This window comes from Nocardioides sp. Z38_18, assembly GCF_058215695.1.
In genome coordinates this window covers 1,938,149-1,955,790 of record NZ_JBZAJE010000001.1, presented here as the reverse complement: position 1 = coordinate 1,955,790, position 17,642 = coordinate 1,938,149, and the positions used below count along the sequence as shown (strand labels likewise).

General features: G+C 69.3%; 17 protein-coding genes and 1 pseudogene. 9 read left to right on the top strand and 9 right to left on the bottom strand.

What is annotated here, in order from left to right; genetic code table 11:
• Positions 1-37: 37 nt before the first annotated feature.
• The 3 genes from AC4BGC_RS09450 to AC4BGC_RS09440 are packed head-to-tail and all read right to left on the bottom strand — an operon-like array spanning position 38 to position 1,974.
• The gene (locus tag AC4BGC_RS09450) at positions 38-742 is read right to left on the bottom strand and encodes a peptidylprolyl isomerase (RefSeq protein ID WP_490555316.1); all 705 of its coding nucleotides are present in this window, start codon (positions 740-742) and stop codon (positions 38-40) included.
• Between the two features lie 9 nt (positions 743-751).
• Positions 752-1,597, bottom strand: a complete 846-nt coding sequence (locus tag AC4BGC_RS09445; RefSeq protein WP_490555315.1) for an SDR family oxidoreductase — start codon at positions 1,595-1,597, stop codon at positions 752-754.
• 11 nt (positions 1,598-1,608) lie between these two features.
• Positions 1,609-1,974 (bottom strand): hypothetical protein, encoded by a 366-nt coding sequence (locus tag AC4BGC_RS09440; RefSeq protein WP_490544093.1) that lies wholly within the window; start codon positions 1,972-1,974, stop codon positions 1,609-1,611.
• A gap of 229 nt (positions 1,975-2,203) precedes the next feature.
• On the opposite strand from AC4BGC_RS09440, the gene AC4BGC_RS09435 reads away from it, so the two are divergent.
• Both AC4BGC_RS09435 and AC4BGC_RS09430 read left to right on the top strand, forming a co-directional pair.
• Positions 2,204-4,513, top strand: a complete 2,310-nt coding sequence (locus tag AC4BGC_RS09435; RefSeq protein ID WP_490555314.1) for an LPXTG cell wall anchor domain-containing protein — start codon at positions 2,204-2,206, stop codon at positions 4,511-4,513.
• A 22-nt stretch (positions 4,514-4,535) separates the two neighbouring features.
• Complete coding sequence (locus tag AC4BGC_RS09430) at positions 4,536-4,904, top strand: TraR/DksA family transcriptional regulator (RefSeq protein WP_490544095.1); 369 nt, start codon at positions 4,536-4,538, stop codon at positions 4,902-4,904.
• 3 nt (positions 4,905-4,907) lie between these two features.
• On the opposite strand, the gene AC4BGC_RS09425 is transcribed toward AC4BGC_RS09430, so the two are convergent.
• The 3 genes from AC4BGC_RS09425 to AC4BGC_RS09415 form a co-directional block, all read right to left on the bottom strand.
• Positions 4,908-6,179: a competence/damage-inducible protein A gene (locus AC4BGC_RS09425; RefSeq protein ID WP_490555313.1), complete on the bottom strand. Its 1,272-nt coding sequence runs from the start codon at positions 6,177-6,179 to the stop codon at positions 4,908-4,910.
• A gap of 9 nt (positions 6,180-6,188) precedes the next feature.
• Positions 6,189-6,818 (bottom strand): GyrI-like domain-containing protein, encoded by a 630-nt coding sequence (locus AC4BGC_RS09420; RefSeq protein WP_490555311.1) that lies wholly within the window; start codon positions 6,816-6,818, stop codon positions 6,189-6,191.
• 69 nt (positions 6,819-6,887) lie between these two features.
• The gene (locus AC4BGC_RS09415) at positions 6,888-7,079 is read right to left on the bottom strand and encodes a rolling circle replication-associated protein (protein WP_490555310.1); all 192 of its coding nucleotides are present in this window, start codon (positions 7,077-7,079) and stop codon (positions 6,888-6,890) included.
• Between the two features lie 680 nt (positions 7,080-7,759).
• Here AC4BGC_RS09415 and AC4BGC_RS09410 point away from each other — a divergent pair.
• Together AC4BGC_RS09410 and AC4BGC_RS09405 are read left to right on the top strand one after the other, a co-directional pair.
• A pseudogene (locus AC4BGC_RS09410) lies at positions 7,760-8,227 on the top strand (putative immunity protein); the annotation flags it as partial.
• Positions 8,188-8,517, top strand: coding sequence for a putative immunity protein (locus AC4BGC_RS09405; protein WP_490555737.1), 330 nt, complete (start codon positions 8,188-8,190; stop codon positions 8,515-8,517). The pseudogene AC4BGC_RS09410 and the gene AC4BGC_RS09405, both read left to right, overlap by 40 nt.
• Before the next feature lie 207 nt (positions 8,518-8,724).
• On the opposite strand, the gene AC4BGC_RS09400 is transcribed toward AC4BGC_RS09405, so the two are convergent.
• Positions 8,725-9,075, bottom strand: a complete 351-nt coding sequence (locus AC4BGC_RS09400) for a hypothetical protein (RefSeq protein WP_490555309.1) — start codon at positions 9,073-9,075, stop codon at positions 8,725-8,727.
• A 142-nt stretch (positions 9,076-9,217) separates the two neighbouring features.
• Here AC4BGC_RS09400 and AC4BGC_RS09395 point away from each other — a divergent pair, with 142 nt between their 5' ends.
• The 5 genes from AC4BGC_RS09395 (at position 9,218) to AC4BGC_RS09375 (ending at position 15,243) form a co-directional block, all read left to right on the top strand.
• Positions 9,218-9,565, top strand: a complete 348-nt coding sequence (locus AC4BGC_RS09395; RefSeq protein ID WP_490555307.1) for a hypothetical protein — start codon at positions 9,218-9,220, stop codon at positions 9,563-9,565.
• Positions 9,566-10,481: 916 nt separating this feature from the next.
• A complete protein-coding gene (locus tag AC4BGC_RS09390; RefSeq protein ID WP_490555306.1) occupies positions 10,482-12,968 on the top strand; it encodes a thioester domain-containing protein in 2,487 nt (828 codons plus the stop codon).
• Between the two features lie 317 nt (positions 12,969-13,285).
• Positions 13,286-13,831 carry a hypothetical protein gene (locus AC4BGC_RS09385; protein ID WP_490555305.1) on the top strand — a complete coding sequence of 182 codons (546 nt, stop codon included), beginning with the start codon at positions 13,286-13,288 and terminating at the stop codon, positions 13,829-13,831.
• Between the two features lie 3 nt (positions 13,832-13,834).
• Complete coding sequence (locus AC4BGC_RS09380; protein ID WP_490555304.1) at positions 13,835-14,443, top strand: signal peptidase I; 609 nt, start codon at positions 13,835-13,837, stop codon at positions 14,441-14,443.
• Between the two features lie 98 nt (positions 14,444-14,541).
• Positions 14,542-15,243, top strand: coding sequence for a hypothetical protein (locus tag AC4BGC_RS09375; RefSeq protein WP_490555303.1), 702 nt, complete (start codon positions 14,542-14,544; stop codon positions 15,241-15,243).
• Between the two features lie 42 nt (positions 15,244-15,285).
• Here the strand turns inward: AC4BGC_RS09375 and AC4BGC_RS09370 are convergent, their stop codons facing one another.
• Together AC4BGC_RS09370 and AC4BGC_RS09365 are read right to left on the bottom strand one after the other, a co-directional pair.
• Positions 15,286-15,669 (bottom strand): DUF5709 domain-containing protein, encoded by a 384-nt coding sequence (locus AC4BGC_RS09370; RefSeq protein WP_490544106.1) that lies wholly within the window; start codon positions 15,667-15,669, stop codon positions 15,286-15,288.
• 41 nt (positions 15,670-15,710) lie between these two features.
• Positions 15,711-17,519, bottom strand: coding sequence for a response regulator (locus AC4BGC_RS09365; protein ID WP_490555302.1), 1,809 nt, complete (start codon positions 17,517-17,519; stop codon positions 15,711-15,713).
• Positions 17,520-17,642 lie beyond the last annotated feature (123 nt).

The following is a 17,642-nucleotide window of genomic DNA, read 5'->3' as shown; positions in this document are numbered from 1 at the left end:
CGACCATACAAACCCGGCGAAGGCCCCGCCTGCGGGGTTACTTCACCGAGGTGATGGTCACCGGGGTGTTGGGGGCCGTGTTGCCGGTGGCGTCCGGCTCCTTGGCGCCGGCGGCGGCGATCTTCTGCACGACCTTCAGGCCCGCGGCACTCATCCGGCCGAAGGGGGTGTACGCCGCAGGCAGGGGGGAGTCCTTGTAGACCAGGAAGAACTGCGAGCCATTGGTGTCCGGGAGGCCCGCGTTCGCCATCGCCAGGGTGCCCGCGGTGTAGGTGCACACCTCGGTACCGGTGGCGGCGTCCACCTCGCACGGCTGCAGGCGGGGGTCGTTCTCCACGAGCTCGTCGTCGACGGAGTAGCCGGGGCCGCCGCTGCCCGTCGCCGACGGGTCGCCGCACTGGAGCACGAAGATGCCCTCGTCGGTCAGCCGGTGGCAGACGGTGTTGTCGAAGTAGCCCTGCTTGGCCAGCGACAGGAACGAGTTCACGGTGCACGGCGCCTTGTCAAGGTCGAGGCTCACCTTCACGTCGCCCTGGTCGGTGCCGATGGTGATCTCCTTCGGCGCGTCCTCGTCCAGGTCGCCCGAGGGCGGGTCGACCGGCTTGGCCGCGGTCCCGTCCTCGGCGTAGCTGCAGTCGGAGCTCTCGCTCTTCGGCGTCTTCGCCTCGTCGCTGCCGCAGGCAGCCGAGAGGGCGAGGATCGGGAGCACGAACAGCATGGAGAGTCGACGTAGGGAAGTCACCCGGCGATGCTAGCCACCGGGGCCCGAGCCGGTGGGCACCGGCGTGCGGGTGAGCCCGAACTTCCGTGAGGTCACGGTCTCGACCAGCGAGCGGGGGAGGGCGCGCCGCAGGGCGAAGACCGCGCCGGCGTTGCTGCCGACGGCGTACAGCGGAGCCGGCTCCGCTGCCTCGATCGCGCGCACGATCGTATCCGCGACCTGCTCCGGGGTGATGCCGGAGCGCTCGTTGGCGTCCAGGATGCGCAGCATGGTGCGGAACCGGTCGAGGTGGGGGGAGTTTTCGGCGATGTACCTGGTGCGGCGCTCGCTGATCCCGGTGTTGATCGAACCGGGCTCGACGGTCGTCAGCCACACGCCGTACGGCGCCACCTCGTAGCGCGCCGCGGTGGCGAACCCTTTGATGGCGGCCTTGGTGGCGACGTACGACGACCGGTAGGCGAGCGGGAAGCTGGCCAGCATCGACCCGACCATCACCACCCGGCCGAAGCCGCGCTGGCGCATGCGGGGGAGCAGCAGCTGGGTCAGGCGGACGGGACCGAGCACGTTGAGGCGGAACAGCCGCTCGAGGGCGTCCACCGGGAGGTCCTCCAGCGGCCCGCTCTGGGACTCACCGGCGTTGTTGACCACGATGTCGACGGCGATGCCGTCCGCGGACAGGGCGTCGACGAAGGCATCGACCCCGGCCAGGTCGGTGAGGTCGAGCGGCCGGTAGTCCACCCCCGCGAGACGGTCGTCCCCGGGGATCGAGCCCGGGTCACGGCTGGTGCCGATGACGCGGTGCCCGCGCTCGAGGAGCAGCTGCGCGGTGGCTCGGCCGATCCCCGAGGAGGCGCCGGTGACGAGAGCCGTTGTCACGGGGGAGTGGCTCAGCTCTTCAGCGCGCGGCGATCGGCGACCAGCGCCGCGGTGTTCAGTGCCGCCCAACCGAGGGTCACCGCGAGCACCTTCTTCCGCACGTCCGGCTTCGAGGTGCCCGTGCTCAGGACCAGGGCGTCGGAGAGGTCGCCCAGGATCCGCAGGGCCATCATCGCGCTGATCACCGAAGGGTTCTTCGACGCCAGCGCGATCCCGGAGATGGACAGGTCGCGGCCGGCATAGGTGTAGGCCATCCGGTCGAAGGCCGGGGCCTGGTCCTGCGGTGCCTGGAGCGCGTCCGCGAGGTGGCGCGGCTTGGCAGCCGCATACGCGCCGTAGCCGGCGGTGGCGAGGGTGATCAGCTTGGAGTACAACATGTGCAAAATCTAGGACTCCACCCCAAGACAGGTCACCCGTTGACCGGGCTGTGCGTCAACGTTTCAGATTCCGCCGCATCAAACAGGCTGTCAATGCCTGGGCAGGGCTGGGCCAGTCCGGACCCATCGGCGCCCCGCTGCGCCCTTGATGCGCTATGAGGCCGGTGCCACGCTGCTGAAGCGGGCGATACGGGCATTGCCCCGCGATCCTCTCGGGAAGGTGTCTGTGGTGGACAAAGATCACAACTCTCATGAGTTCCGCGCCATCCGCGCCCTCCGCGCCATCCGCGCCATCCGTGTCGCCGTGTCGGTGCGTTCTCGGGAGCTCCTCGTCTCCTTGGTAGCGGTGCCTCTTGCGTTGGCCCTGCTGGTGCCGGTGGCGGCCGCTGCCGAGGACAGCCAGCCCGATGCGGGAGCAGCGTCGACCGGGGATCTGAGCGCTGGCCCAGGCACTGAACCGGCGTCGGAACCGGCTGCGGGTCCCACCGACGCGGCGACCGCTGGACCCGAACCGGAGGAGCCGGCTGCCGAACCGACGGCCGAACCGACGGCCGAGCCGGGCGACGAGGCGACCGATGGGCCGTCTGCGGAGCCTGAGCCATCTGTAGCGGCGGAGCCGGAGGATACGGATAACAGCGTCGAACCCGCGCCCGACGAGGCGGTACGGGAACTGGCTCTCGCGGCGCCTCCGAGGAGGGTGACGATCTGTCACCGGACGGGATCGCGGACCAATCCGTACAACCAGCAGACGGTGACGATCCCACAGGCGGAGGGGCACGCGCGCCAGCACAACGGCCCGATCTTCACCCCCGACGGGCCAGCTGGGTGGGGCGACATCATCCCGCCGATCCCCACGGTCCCGGAGGGGCGGAACTGGCCCGAGGGCCGCGCCATCCTGGAGAACGGTTGCGAGGTGGCTCCGGACCCGGGCCCGCTGCCGTCGGCCTTGATCGCGGACGTCGAGTGCGACGGCGTCGTCCCGCGTGTCCAGGCCACCGTCTCGAACGCGGCGGACGCAACCGACCAGGCGATCGTCGACTTCTTCATCGACGGCGATTTCGATCAAAGGGTCACGGTCGCGCCCGGGGACACCCAGACGGTGGCACTGTCCAGCGCCAGTCTGGCAGCTCGAGGGACCGACCCGTTCCCGATCGAGGCACGCACCGGCGGCACCGTGCTCACCAGCAAGGTCGTCACCGTCGACTGTGCCGAGCCCACGCCGCCGGAGGTCGAGATCAATGCGGAAGTGACGTGCGACGGTCCCGACGCGATTGCCACCGTCACGGCCACGAACAACGGTGAAGAGGCGGTCACGGTCACCACGTCGATCGACGGCGAGCCGTTCGGCGAAGGGCTCGTCGTCGCTGCTGGGGGGACAGCGACCAAGACCGACAACATCTCGCAGTTCGAGGACCAGACCGTCACCATCGAGGTGTTCGTCGACGGTGATCTCGTCGCCACCTACACCCCGACGCCGGACTGCCAACAGTCACCCGACCCGGACCCGGGTCCGCTGCCGTCGGCGTTGATCGCGGACGTCGAGTGCGACGGCGTCGTCCCGCGTGTCCAGGCCACCGTCTCGAACGCGGCGGACGCAACCGACCAGGCGATCGTCGACTTCTACATCGACGGCGAGTTCGATCAAACCGTTGGCCCTGTCGCGCCTGGGGAGAGCCAGACGGTGGCGCTGTCCAGCGATCTTCTCGCAAGTCGAGGGAGCGATCCGTTCCCGATCGAGGCGCGCTCCGGCGGCGCCGCGGTCGCCAGCAAGGTCGTCACCGTCGACTGTGCCCCACCCCCGCCCGGGGTCGAGATCCTTGCGGAGCTGGCCTGCGACGGTCCCGACGCGCTCGCCACCATCACGGCCACGAACAACGGTGAAGAGGCGATCACGGTCACCACGTCGATCGACGGCGAGCCGTTCGGCGATCCGCTCGTCGTCGCTGCTGGGGAGACGGAGACCAAGACCGACAGCATCGCGCAGTTCGAGGACCAGACCATCACCATCGAGGTGTTCGTCGACGGTGAACTCGTCGCCACCTACACCCCGACGCCGGACTGCGACCAGACAGCCGTCCCCAGGGTCGCGGTTGCTGCTCTTCAGTGTCCGCCGGGGTCCGCGACCGCGACCTTGGCCAACGACGGAGATCCCGCCTCGTCGGTGGTGTTCACCGTGCTCGTCAATGGCGGGGTCGAGCAGGTGAGCGCGCCGCTGTACGGCGGTGACGTGACGACGATCGTCGGTGACCTAGAGCCGTATGAGGACCGGAACGTCGTCATCGACCTCCTTGCCAACGGCGAGGTCCTGGGCAGCCGCACGATCTACGTGGACTGCCGCCGGAACCCCAGTACCGTTGCCGGGCCGGGTGCGGGCGGCTCGGGCAACGGCTCGGGCTCAGTGCAGGTCGGGGTCGTGGCGGAGGTGTTGCCGGCGACGGGCGCCGCGTCCGACCGCTGGCTCGGCGGTCTCGGGGGGTGCCTGGTGCTCGGCGGTGCGTTCCTGCTCCTGGTCGGGCGACGCGGCACCACCTCGAGCTGATGCGGCGTGGTTGGGTCGGGGTATGCCGGAGACCCCGAAGCCCCCGCACGTGGACGCCGGAGGTGCGGCGCGGAGACTCGAAGGGGAGAGGGCCGACACGCGAGAGCGACTGGCCGCCCTGCGGGAGGACTTCACCGGTGTGGTCGACGCGAGCCGGGACACGAACGCCGACGACGAGCACGATCCCGAGGGTCAGACCATCGCGTGGGAGCGGTCACAGACCGGAGCGTTGATCCGTCAGGCCGAGCAGCACCTGGTGGAGATCGACGCCGCACTGCGGAAGGTGGAGGGCGGCATCTACGGCATCTGCGAGAGCTGCCACCGGCCGATCGCACCGGCACGGCTGGAGGCACGTCCCACGGCGCGCACCTGCATCGCCTGTGCTGGTTGAGGATCAGGCCTCAAGCAGCTCGAGGAGCAGGTGCAGCGCGACGACCACGGAGCGGGCCCGGACGCCGGCCCTCGAACCCGGCAGGACGACCCGGCGCGAGATGGTGCGGTCCGCGGTGGAGACACACAGGTGCACCAGTCCGACCGGCTTCTCCGGCGTACCCCCACCCGGGCCGGCGATGCCGGTGATCCCGACGCCGATCGTGGTGCCCACGCGTTCCCGGGCGCCGTCGGCCATCGCCTGCGCGACCTCGGCGCTCACCGCGCCCACGGTGTCGAGCAGCTGCTGGGGGACTCCGAGCAGGTCGCGCTTCGCCTCGTTGGCGTAGGTCACCAGCCCGCCGAGGAGGTACGCCGAGGAGCCGGCCCGGTCCGCGAGCCGGCCGGCCAGGAGGCCCGCGGTGCACGACTCGGCCGTGGCGATCGTCCACCCGCGCTCCAGGAGGGCGTCCGCGACGAGCTCGTCGATGGTGCGGCCGTCCGCGGAGAAGACCGTCTCGCCGTGCCGGCCCCGGACCGCGGCCACCAGGGCGGCGTAGGCGTCGGCGGAGTCAGGGGAGTAGCGGGTGACGATCTCCAGCTCACCCTCGCGCAGGCAGGTGGTGATCTCCAGGCCAGCCAGCTCGGCCTCGTGGTCGCGCAGCGTCGCGGCGAGCTCGGACTCCACCGTGCCCCAGAGCCGCAGCGTCGACTGGCGCAGCTCGGAGCGGCCGGCGATGGCGGCGCGGACGACCTCGTCCTCCAGGGCCGCGGGCCACATGCCCTGGAGCTCGCCGGGAGGTCCGGGCAGCACGAGCGCGGGCGGGCCGTCGCGCCCGTCAGCCACGGGTACGACGAGACCGGGAGCCGTGCCGACCGGGGGCAGGACGGAGGCGCCGCGGGGGACCCAGGCCTGCTTGCGGGTACCGGCCGCGGTGGCCTCCGGGTCGGTCACCCGGCCGCGGGCGGCGTTGAGACGCGCGACGATCCCGGCGATCTCCAGCTCCAGGTCGGTGTCGAGCTCGGGTTCGCGTCCCTGGAACGAGGCGACGATCTCGGCGGTGAGGTCGTCGGCCGTGGGGCCGAGCCCGCCGGTGGTGATCACCAGGTCGTGGTCGGCCGCGAGGTAGGCCAGCGCCCGGCGCAGGTCGTCGGGACGGTCACCGACGACGACGATCTGGCCGACGTCGACGCCGAGCCCGAGCAACTGCTCGGCCAGCCACGGGCCGTTGCGGTCGCTGACGCGTCCGGTGAGCACCTCGGTGCCGGTGACGACGATGCCTGCACGAGTGCCCATGGGTCGATCCTAGGGAGCGGTCCCGGAGACCGGCTCGACCGGCTGGCGCAGGATCGTGCGCAGCTTCGCCGGCTCCACCCGACGAGGGTCGCTGAGGTAGATCTCGTGGTGCCTGCCGGTCAGCCGCAGTCCCTGCTCGGGGATCACGTGGTCGTGCAGCTCGCTGAGCACCCCGGCCTCGGCGTCGTACGGGCCGACGTGGAGAGTCTGTACGCAGGTGCCCTCGTGGAGCGTCTGCATCCGGACCCGGTCGAGGCTCGCCGGACGGTCACCGGCCGATACCACTGCAAGAGCTTCCTCGAACAGGTGTTCGGTGATCCAGTCGGGCACCATCAGCATCGCGGTCCAGTCCCATTGGGACTTGTCGCGCGCGGTCGTGAACGTCGCCATGTCGTCGGCCCACCACAGCGCCTCCAGCGGCGGTACGACGTAGTCCTGGTCCAGGTGACGTTTGCTGGCGAACTTGAGCTTGTAGGCGACCGGGTACAGCGCGGCGATCGCGTCGGCGTACTCGACGCTGGTGTTCGGATCGCCGTGGCCGTCGACCATTAGGTACTGCAGCGTCGGCACCTCGACGACCCGGAACTCGCCGACTCTCGCCCGGTAGCAGTCCAGGGACTTCTTGAAGTCGGTCTTCATCGCGGGGAGAGGGGTTGGAGCCCCAGAACTCCGTAAGTTGACATAATGTACCTTATCGGCGGTTCGGTTTCAGTAGACAGCCAAGTGCAGATGGGGTGCTCCGCGGCGTTGCCACTCCACCACAGCGTGCCAGCGCAGCAGGCCGGGCAGCCGGTTGGCGCGCTGTAGGAAGATCTTGACCAGCCGGACCCACTCATCATCGGTCGGTACATCGCGCAGCGTGAGCGTCACGCCGTCGCCCTGGCCGTCGAGCTGCAGCACGTCGATGGAGTACAGCCACCGCGTGTGACGTCGGACCGCTCCGGCGGTCCGGCCGCTGATTTCACCGCGCATGCCACCCGTTGGGGCCGGATTTCCGATCCCTCCGGACGAGCCTGATAGGTACGCTTTGAACGTCGGCATCAGTTATCCCTGATCCGGCCATGCCCCGCGAGGTTGCAGCCTCGGCGGGGCTCTTTGTTTGCACTTGTGGACTGGGCCTGTTGGGGCCCGTGGTCTGATATGCAACTACTAATCAAGGGCCACCACCTGACGAGCCCCAGAGCCCGGCACCATCACTCAGCGCACAGAGCAGATCGCGGCAGATGCGGACGTTGACGAGCCGTTGAGCTGTTCTCGGGCGCTACGTGCTCATCTCCCGGGGCAGGCCAAGCAAGTCGGCGACGCGAACAGTTTCACTCCCCATTCGTGTGCGTGCGTTGTTCGAGTTCCACTGTTGGACGCCAACGAGCCTCAGAGGTTTTCGGTCGCGACGGTGAACCACGTAGGCCACTCGTGGTGGCGCGCCCGAGCCTGGTCCTAGGCCGAAGCCGACTATCTCTTGTGCGGGGACGTGGGCTCGAATCAGCCCGCTTCGGTATCGAATTCCTGACGAAGTCACCAGCGCTCGCGAAGTCGCGAGACTCAGGCCCGTTGCGGCGAGCGCTGCGCCAGCGAGCAGCATGACTGCGAGGGTCACCCGGTCGTCTGGCTCGACAAAACCCGATGCTCCAAAAGCGATTCCGGACCCGACGAAGGTCCAACCCATGACCCGTCCAAGTATCGGCGGGCGCAACACAATCTGCGCGATTCCACTTGGTTGCTGGGGCATCTGCAGAATGTCTCACGATGATGGGCGCGCCTCGCGTCGACCTGCCAGTGAACGGATCGCGGCAGATGCGGAAGTTCTCAGGCAGACTTCGGCCATGATCCTCCCGAAGGTTCGGGACCCACGTTTGGTGACGATACGTCGCGGGGGGACCCTCTCCGACTCGGATCACCATCTCCTGGCGCTCTGGGCAGCCGCGTGCGCTGAGCATGTTCTTGATCTGTTTGAGTCGGCTCAGCCCTATGACCCTCGACCGCGGCGGGCGATCGAGCATGCGCGCGCCTGGGTGCGTGGCGAGGTCAAGATGATGCAGGCACGCGCGGCCGGGGGCCATGCCATGGGTGCGGCCAGACCCATACTTGGGGCGGCGCGCCATGCCGCGTACCCGCTGGCCAGGCCGGGGCGGTCGCCCACGTAGCCGCACACGAGCTCGGCGCAGCGGCCTATGCGATCAAGGCCGTTCGTGCAGCGGCGCCCGACGGCGAGGGGGAGCTAGCCGGGCGGCTCGAGTGCCAGTGGCAGCGGGAGCAGATCCCGGGGCCGATTCGCGAGCTCGTCCTTGATGACCAGAGGTTGCGGAACGACATCTGCTGGTCAGTGTTCGAGTGCTAGCGAACGTCACTTGTGGCGGGGACATTCCGGCGCGCGGATCGCGGCAGAAGCGGACGTTCGTGGGTCAGCAGAAACCCGTTAGGTAGAGGAGCTGATTGCCGTCCTCGTGGACACGGGCTCGCCGTCTGCGGCGTGCTCGTCGCGAGCGCACAATCAACGGCAGATGCGGTTGGCCGCAGCGCAGATCGTTTGCGGCAGCCGAGCGGATCAGAAGCTGCGCCAGAGAACCTGAGCATGTTCGGGATGGTGCACCAGCCAGACGACCACCCCAACGAGCGCGAGCCCCGAGATGGTGAGCGACGCGGCAGCGAGGTTTCTCGACCAGGTGCGTGAACTCCCATGAATGACGAAAGTCGACACCAAGGCGATAAGCAGAAGCGCGAGACTCAGCACCCCCAACTTCACGACGAACGAGCCGAGGTAGTGCCCTGCCTCGCTGTCGTCTATTTGCGGCGCTACCTCCGCCCCCCACCACAAGCCGAAAACGGTCACGACGCCGGCTGCGATTGTGGACAGCACCAGGAGAGCGTGATCGGCGCCCCTGCGGGTGTCCGTCACTGTCCGAAGCATGGTCGAGTAGAACACCTTTCGCACGACTGCGCGGGTGAAGGGGTCGTTGCGGTCTGCAGCAACATCCGCTCATCGGCATGACCGCGCGGATCGCGGCATGAGCGGACGTTTCGTCCGGCATGATCGCCGCATGAACGCAACCGAGATGCGTCAGGTCGTTCTCGACCTGGGCCTGGAGGACCTCATTCCGCTATGGGAGGTTGCCATGACGTGCGCGGTTGCAGGCCCCCATGCCCCAGCGGACGAAGGCGACCGACAAGACCGGCTCGACGCGCTCATAGCAACGCTTGTCGACCTGCTTGAGTCGCACCGCATCCGAGTCTTCGTCGGACCGTGGCAGGACGATGACCCGCCCGAGGTCGTGGGGGACGAAGCCAATGCGCTGCTCTCCGACCCTCGGAGGTACTTCGTCGAGCGAGAGGCGCCTGAGGGCCTGGGCCGCGTGTACTACGTGAACGTCGAAAATCTCCCGCACTGAGCTGACCGCTCATCGGCATGTCAGTGCGTTGGTCGAGTTGGGTGACCATCGTGTGGAGGCGGCATCGCTCCCCTGCGACCCGAGAACCGCCGCCGCCCGTCCCCACCTGGGGCGACGGTTGCCGATCAGGTCCCTTTGAGAGTTCCGTCCCACCCAGCAAGTGCGGCCATCGGGAGCAGCAGCGATGCAGGGACCCACTCGGAGAACCCGCGCACTGAGGACCGGGCCCGGTCGGGATCCTTCCCGGCACGCCGGAGATAGCCGACTCGATGCCATGCCGCCCGAGCCTTCTTGACCTGGCCCAAGCGCTCGTATCGAAGGGCGTCTGCTCGTGCTGAGGCCAGGGCATAGGACCGCACCATGCGCCGCAGTCGCCACATCTGCTGGATGCTCAACTCCCGATGCACAGGGTCGATAACCGGCCACCCGGACCGCGAGTGACGCCACAACCGGCCAGTGTTCCGCCAGCCCGCAGGACGACCCCAACGCTGGTAGTGCCGAACACCGCGAGCCGCGTGCTTGGAGAGGTACTGCAGCCAACCCAGAGGCCCGGTGATCGGCGTGACGAACTGCGCGCTGGACGAGACCCCGTACTCCCCTGCCACGTCGCGCCAGATGGCCACCACCGCATGGCCTGGGCCAGCAGGAACAACCCCCGTGTTACAGGTCGGGGGTCCACCGAGGCTGTGTCCTTATCGGCGGTTAAGTCGCAGCTGGGGCAGAGGTCGCCCTCCAGGCGCCAACCTTTGACGGTGCGCCTCGGTATTACAGCAGGTCAACACCCGGTTTCAGGTGGACCAGTCCGCAGGCTTCGGGTCCCCCCGTGGATGGTTGCTGCCCATCCGCTCGGGTGCAAGTCTGCTGAAGCGGAGCGAGACGGGCATTCCTCCGCGATCTTCTCGGGAAGGTGAATCTCGTGGGCGCAATTCGAAATTGTTTCTCGGCAGTCCAGCTCCGGACGGCGCTGGCACTGGTCCTGGCGGTGATCTGCGTCCTGGCGGGATCCCCCGCCCACGCCGAACCCATCGTCGGCAGTGGGACCCGGGCCGGGGGGACGGCCTTCACCGAGCTCCAGATCCAGCCGATCACCGGGGAGCTGGGCCTCAGGAACGTGGCTGGGTACGACGTACCGGGACTCGATCCGGAATCGGGCTACCCGACGACGCCCCCGGCAGGATCGACCCCTCACACCATCGCGTACGCAGGGGCGATTCCCGCCCGGGACCCCTCCGGCACCACGGTCCTCACCTACTGCATCGACCTGTTCACCGACACCCAGTCCGGCGTCACCTATGAGCGTGGCGAGTGGAGCGAGGCCAACGTCCCCAACCTCGACCGTGTCCACTACATCCTTCAGAACTACTACCCGAACAATCCGAACCAGCCGGCGGGCGTGGCCGACAACGTCAAGGCTGCGGCGGTGCAGGCCGCGATCTGGTTCTTCACCGACAACTACGTGGTGGCCACCAACGCCAGTAACAACCTCTACGCACTCACGTCCGCCATCGTGGCCGACGCTCTCGCCAGCGAGCCCGTGCCCGAGCCCGAGCCGATCAACCTGACCATCGAACCGGAGGCGGCAGCGGCTCCCCTGACCGGCGAGCTGGTGGGTCCGTTCACGGTCAGCACGAACGGTCCCGCGACGTTGCGGCTCACCCCCGGGGTGGAGGTGTACGCCGACGCCGCCGGAACACAGCAGCGTGCGGAGGGTGACACCGTGGCGGACGGCGACCAGCTGTTTGTCCGCGCCACCAGCACCACTGCGGCTCAACAGGGCTTCTCGCTGGAACGGCTCGAGACCATCCAGGAGAGCACCGTCTATCTCTTCGACGGGAGCGACCCCGCCCGTGAGACGGCGCAGAAGCTGGTGCTGGCGCAGAGCAGAGACCTCCAGGCCCGCGGTTCGGTGCTGATCACTCCGTACACCGCCGGAGGGATCGCGGTCACCAAGACCATCGCCGGCACCGGTGCAGGCCTCCAGGACGATGTTGTCGTCGCCATCGTGTGCACCCCGCCCGACGGCGGCGACCCGATCGAGCGCGAGGTGACGATTCCGGCCGGAACAACGGGCGATTTCGCCCCAGACCCGATCACCGGGCTGCCCGTGGACACCACCTGCACCGTCACCGAGGTCGAGAACGGCGACAACGAACGGGTCGACGTCACCGCCACCTCCATCACACCCGGCCCGGAGATCACAATCGTCGAGGGAGAGAACACTCCGGTGACGGTCACCGACACCTACGCCCTCACCGGAGGGATCGCGGTCACCAAGAGCATCACCGGCTCCGGCGCCGGCCTCCAGGGCGAGGTGGTCATCGCCATCTCGTGCACCCCGCCCGACGGCGGCGACCCGATCGAGCGCGAGGTGACGATTCCGGCCGGAACGACCGGCGAAGTCGCCCCCACCCCGATCACGGGGCTGCGCGCGGGGAGCACCTGCACCGTCACCGAGCCAGAGAACGGTGAGAACGGGCTCGTCAATCCCCCGGTCATCACCCTGCCCGAGAACGTGACGATCCTCGAGAACGCCAGCGTCCCCGTGACGGTCACCAACGACTACGAGCGTGCAGTCGGGGCCCTGAGCCTGGCGAAGGTGATCACCGGCTCCGGCGCCGGCCTCCAGGGCGAGGTGGTCATTGCCATCGCGTGCACCCCGCCCGAGGGCGGCGACCCGATCCAGCGGGAGGTGACGATTCCGGCCGGCAGCACCGGAGAGACCGAGCCGCAGACAGTCAGCGGGCTCCCCGCTGGAGCCACCTGCACCACCACCGAGCCAGAGAACGGCGACAACGGGCTCGTCAATCCCCCGGTCACCACGCTCCCCGAGAACGTGACGATCATCAAGAACGCGGGGGCGTTCCTGACGGTCACCAACGAGTACACGCGCGCGTCCGGTGGTCTCCGCCTCACCAAGGTGATCGCCGGTCCCGCCGCTGGCCGCCAGGGCGAGGTGGTGATCGCCCTGGACTGCGACGACCCTGAGAACGCCTTCGACCAGCAGTTCACCGTTCCCGCCGGCTCCCCCGCCGGTGCCTACCCGCAGGAAGCCGTGACGGGCATCCCGGCCGGCACCGAGTGCAGCGTCACCGAGACCGCCACTGGCGCGACCGGGGCGGTCCAGCTGGACTCGCAGGTGATCACACCGACGTCGATCGACATCGTCGACGCAGAAATCACGGAGGTCACCGTCACCAACACCTACCGCGAGGAAGGCAAGGGCGGCGGGAACGGTGGCGGGGACGATGTCACCATCTTCGCCCCCGGTGGTGGCAACCTGCCCAGCACCGGGGCAGCGGCGGACGCCGTGCTCCTCGCAGCGCTCGGAGCAGGACTCGCCCTGTGCGGGGCAGTGACACTGGTCATCGCCCGCCGCCGGGACGCGAGCTGCTCTCGCGCCTAGCAAAACGGCGCGCCCGCGGTGGCGCCGCACGAGCCGGAGAACAAGAACGACACCTGCAGGAATGACCAACGTCACTTCCGGCGAGGTTGGTCGGTGGCCCCGGGTTCCTCGAAAATGTGCTTGTAGTGCGAGCGTCCATGACGGCCGTCGGGTCGCGGCTCCGCCGCCCCGGTCGTGCAGCGACCTCCTTCCGCTGGCATGCCCGGCGGCACAAGCGCCTTCGAACACACGTGGGCCGTCGGTAGGTCATGCCCGGACGTCTTGGCGCGCGCGCCGACAGTGACCGGCATACGCCGAACCGAAGAGAGGAGTAGGACATGACTACGACTGACGCCGTCACCGCCGACCAGGACCGCGACAAGCGCCGCCGCCGCGGAGCGATCGTCCGCTTCGGGCTGGCCACCGTCGCCGTTCTGGGTGTCGGAGCGGCCCTGACCAGTGCGGTGTGGACCGACGACGCATGGTTCGACGGCGGCGCGAGCGCCGTGGAGAAGGTCGAACTGCAGGCCAGCGTCGACGGTGGTAGCACCTGGTACGACGCCGACACTGAGAACCAGGCCGTGTCGATCCCGGCGGACGCGTTCGACAACCTCAACCAGGGCGCCGACGAGACCATCACGCTGCACCTGAAGAACGCCAGCAGCGTGCCGCTGACGCTCGGCAAGGGCGTGCTGAACACCAGCGGTGCCATGTTCGCAGGGAACGCTCCGGCGACCGCCACGGTCACCGACCCGAGCGCCACCCAGCTCGCTCCCGGTGCCACCGACGAGGTGACCCTGCAGGTCACCACTCCTGGCGATTGGCCCGAGCAGTACCAGGGCGCCGAGGGGACGATGACCCTGCAGTTCACCGGAGAGTCCTGACCGGTGGCGGGCCGCGCGCTGGTCGTGCGCATCCTGCGCACGGCCGCCGATGTCCTGGTCTGGGGACTCGCGGTCATCGGGGTCCTCAGCCTGGCGGTGTGGGGCGCGACCACTCTGGGTGTGATCAAGCCGCTCATCGTGGTCTCCGGGTCCATGGAGCCGGAGATCATGACCGGCGACCTGGTGGTCGCGAGGCCCGTCCCGATCGAGGAGGTCAAGGTCGGGGACGTGCTGTCCCTGCACAACGACGTCTCGGACCGGCTTGTCACGCACCGCGTCGTCGAGGTGAAGCAGCACGACGACGGGTCGTGGCACGTCCGAATGCAGGGCGACGCCAACGACAGCCCGGACGCCGGTGAGTATGTCGTCACCGACGACACGGTGCTGTCCCCGCGCTGGCAGTTCGCGGGTGTGGGTGACTTCCTGATGGGGCTGACGCGCCCGAGCGTTGCCGTACCGCTCGTGATCGCGGTCGCAGCGATCCTCGCCCTGAGCCTGATGCCCCGCCCGGGCCCGACCCCGGCGGGCAGGCGCCAGGACGTGGCGCGCGACCCGCAAGATGACGAAGCGGCACGCGAACTGGTCGGCGCCTCGTCAAGTCGGACCCCATAGGGGTCCTCCTGGGCGCGGCCGTGCCCGGCACGGCCGCGCCCAGCCTTACGCCAGCTTCACTTCAACCATGAACCGTGCCGAAGGAAAGGAGACAGCGCATGACCTGGCCCGCCACGCGCCGACGGCTGGTCGCCGCGATGGGCACGCTCGTGGCGGTCGTTCTCATCCTCGCGACGACCGCGACCCGGACGGTCGCGGCGTGGACCGACAGGGCAGTGTTCACCGCCCGGGCCACGTCCGGCACCTGGGCCACCGTGGGCGGCGACAACTGCGAGGTGCTTAACGCCACCACCGGCGAGGTCGTCGGGACCTGCTCCGTCGACGGGGTGACCTTCATGGGCGCGTGGGAGCAGGGCACCAGGTTCAGCGTGGCTGTCGGCGGGTTCCAACCGAGCAATGACAGGGTGGCCAGGGTGAGCGTCGACCTGTCGCAGTACAGCTCGGAGTGGAACTGGGCCACCGGCTTCGCGCAGATGGACAGCGCGCAGAACGTCAGCTGGTCCGCGCCCGTGATCACCTTCACCACTTACCCGTGGGGCTTCTCCCCGTTCACCGGCACTTACATGCAGGGCGCTTCCCGGACCGGGCCGCCATCGGCGGGCGGGCCCGAGGACTCGGCCGGCGGGTCGGAGTCGGAGTCCGCAGAACCAGATGGCCCATCCAAGCCTGAGGGCCCGGCCGACGAGTCGGAGCCGGAGTCCGCACAACCAGATGGCCCATCCAGGCCTGAGGACCCGGCCGACGGGTCGGAGCCGGAGTCGGAGTCCGCAGAACCAGATGGCGCAGCATCCCGGCCTTGATCGTGGGCGATTCCGGGTCTGACCAGGCCTGACCAGGCCTGGTCAGACCTCGTCGTCGTCGATCGTGTGCATCGCGGCTTCCTCGGCGCTCGCCCCGGCGCCGTCGATGCCCTCGTCCTCGGCGATCAGCTCGGAGTCCACGTCCTCGCCGGTCCCCTCGTCGGGTGCCATCAGCCGGCCGGTGCGTTCGCGGCCCACCTCGCCGCCGACGTCGCCGTCGAGGATGTCCACGTCGAGCTCGGCGATCGCCTCCTCCCAGACCTCGGGTTCCTCCCGGTCGAGCTGCTCCTCGAGCGTGCCCCCGCCTTCGGGGTGACGCAGGTGATCGGGCTCGCGCTCGGGCGGAGAGAATCCCTCGTCGAGCACGTCGTCGACGCCGCGGTCCTCGAGGCTGTCCTCTGGCTGGATCTGGTCGCTGTTGCTCATGACTCGACCGTAACGGGTGTTCAAGAGCCGCGGGCCGCAGGTCAGGAGGCAGGCTGGAGCAGGGAGTCCACGAGCTCCAGCAGTCGCGTCATGGAACCGCCCTTGACGACGTAGTGGTCCGCGCCGGCCTCGAGGGCCTTCTGGGCGAGAGTGCTCTGGTTGAAGCCGGACAGCACGATGACGCGTACGCCGGGCACGGCTGCCCGGATCAGCGGCAGCGCCTCGAGACCGTCCATGCGCGGCATCGCCAGGTCGAGCAGCACCAGGTCGGGCTGCAGCTCAGCGGCCATCTCGACCGCGGCGATCCCGTCGGCTGCCTCCCCCACGACCGTGAGCCCCCGGCAGGACTCCATCCGGGTGCGTAGCAGCAGCCGCAGGTCGTCGGCGTCGTCGACCACGAGGACGCTGTGGGTGCGCGGCAGCTGGGGCACGGGAGCCCGTCCGTCGAGCTCGGGGTCGAAGTCGGTGCCGAGGGTCGCAGCAGCGGTGCGCACGAGGTCGCCCGGCTGGAGACCGGCCCCGTCAAGGGGGTCGAGGAGGTCATCCATCATCGCGCGGGCCGCGGTGAGGGTCCGCTCGAGGTAGGACAGGGACGCCTCGCTCTCCCCCACCTCCAGCGCATAGACGGCCGCGACCAGCCCCTGCACCACGTTGTCGTTGATCTCGAGGGCCTGGCGGCGTCGCAGCTGTGCCTCGTCGAGCCGCGCGACGACGCTCTCGCCGTCGAGCCGCGGGCGGGCGTCCCTGAGGAACAGCGCCACCAGCGAGCCGCCGGGATCGCTGCCGGCCGTGGAGTCGACACCGGAGGTGATCACGTCGAGCTGGAGCGGGGCCCCGTCAAGCGACACGGCCGAGACGCCGGCGCTTCCGGACCCGGGCCACCCCGGGATGAACGCCTCGATCGACCGCCCGCGCGGGTCTCCCCCGAGCAGCTGGTGGGCGCGGTGGTTGGCCTCGAGCACGCAGTGGTCCGCCCCCAGCAGCAGGATGGCGTCGGGAGCGGCGTCGACCAGGCCCTGGAAGCGGGCCGCGCTCCGCTCGCGCTCGCGCTCGGCGAGGACCTGCTCGGTGATGTCGATGCAGGTGCCGCGCATCCGCACCGGCTGCCCGTCGGCGTCCCGGATGACCTCGCCGGTCGAGGACAGGAACCGCACCCTGCCATCGGGCCGGACGATCCGCTCCACCATCTGGTAGGGCTCGCCGGTCGCGTAGGCCTGCTGGTGCAGGGCGGAAACCCAGTCACGGTCCTCGGGGTGGAGCAGCGAGATGAACTTGTCGTACGACGGCTGGAACGACTGCGGCTCGTAGCCGTAGATGCGGAACAGCTGGTCGGACCACGTGCTCACGTCGGAGGGGATGTGCCAGTCGTAGTCCCCCATCTGGGCGAGCTGCTGGGCGGACTCGACGCGGCTGATGAGGTCGTCGTACTGCGCCTGGAACCGGCCGCGCGTCAGGGCGAGGTCCAGGATGCCGAGCGCGAGCTCGAGGGCGGACGCGTCCTCGGGGGCGGGAGCCGTCCACGCGAGGACGAGGGTGCCCAGTCCCTCCGGCAGGTGGTGGATGCCCACCTCCGCGACTCCCCGGGACCGCCAGGTCTCCGGTGTCTCGCAGGCGATGAAGGACCCGCCGCCCGGGGGCACCTCGATCGACGCCGTGGCGTCGAGGTGGAGCCCGGCCTGCGCCGGCCCGAAGGAGACGTCGTGGCGTGGCGCGAGCACGAGTGCCGCAGCGGCGCCGGTGATGCTCAGCAGGGTGGGCAGGCCGGCCTCGACGACCAGCCGCGGCGAGTCGTGCCCGGCGAGCTCGTCGGCGAGCTCGCGAAGCTTTCCCATCCGGCTGGTCGAGTCCATGTCCCTTTCCTGGGCGTTCCTGAGGCGTGTTCCGGTGTGCCGAGCCCACCTGTCACTCCGGAACGGCCGTCGGGCTGACCCCGGAGTCTGCTGCGCAGCGACTCTATGGCTGGGGCACGGGGG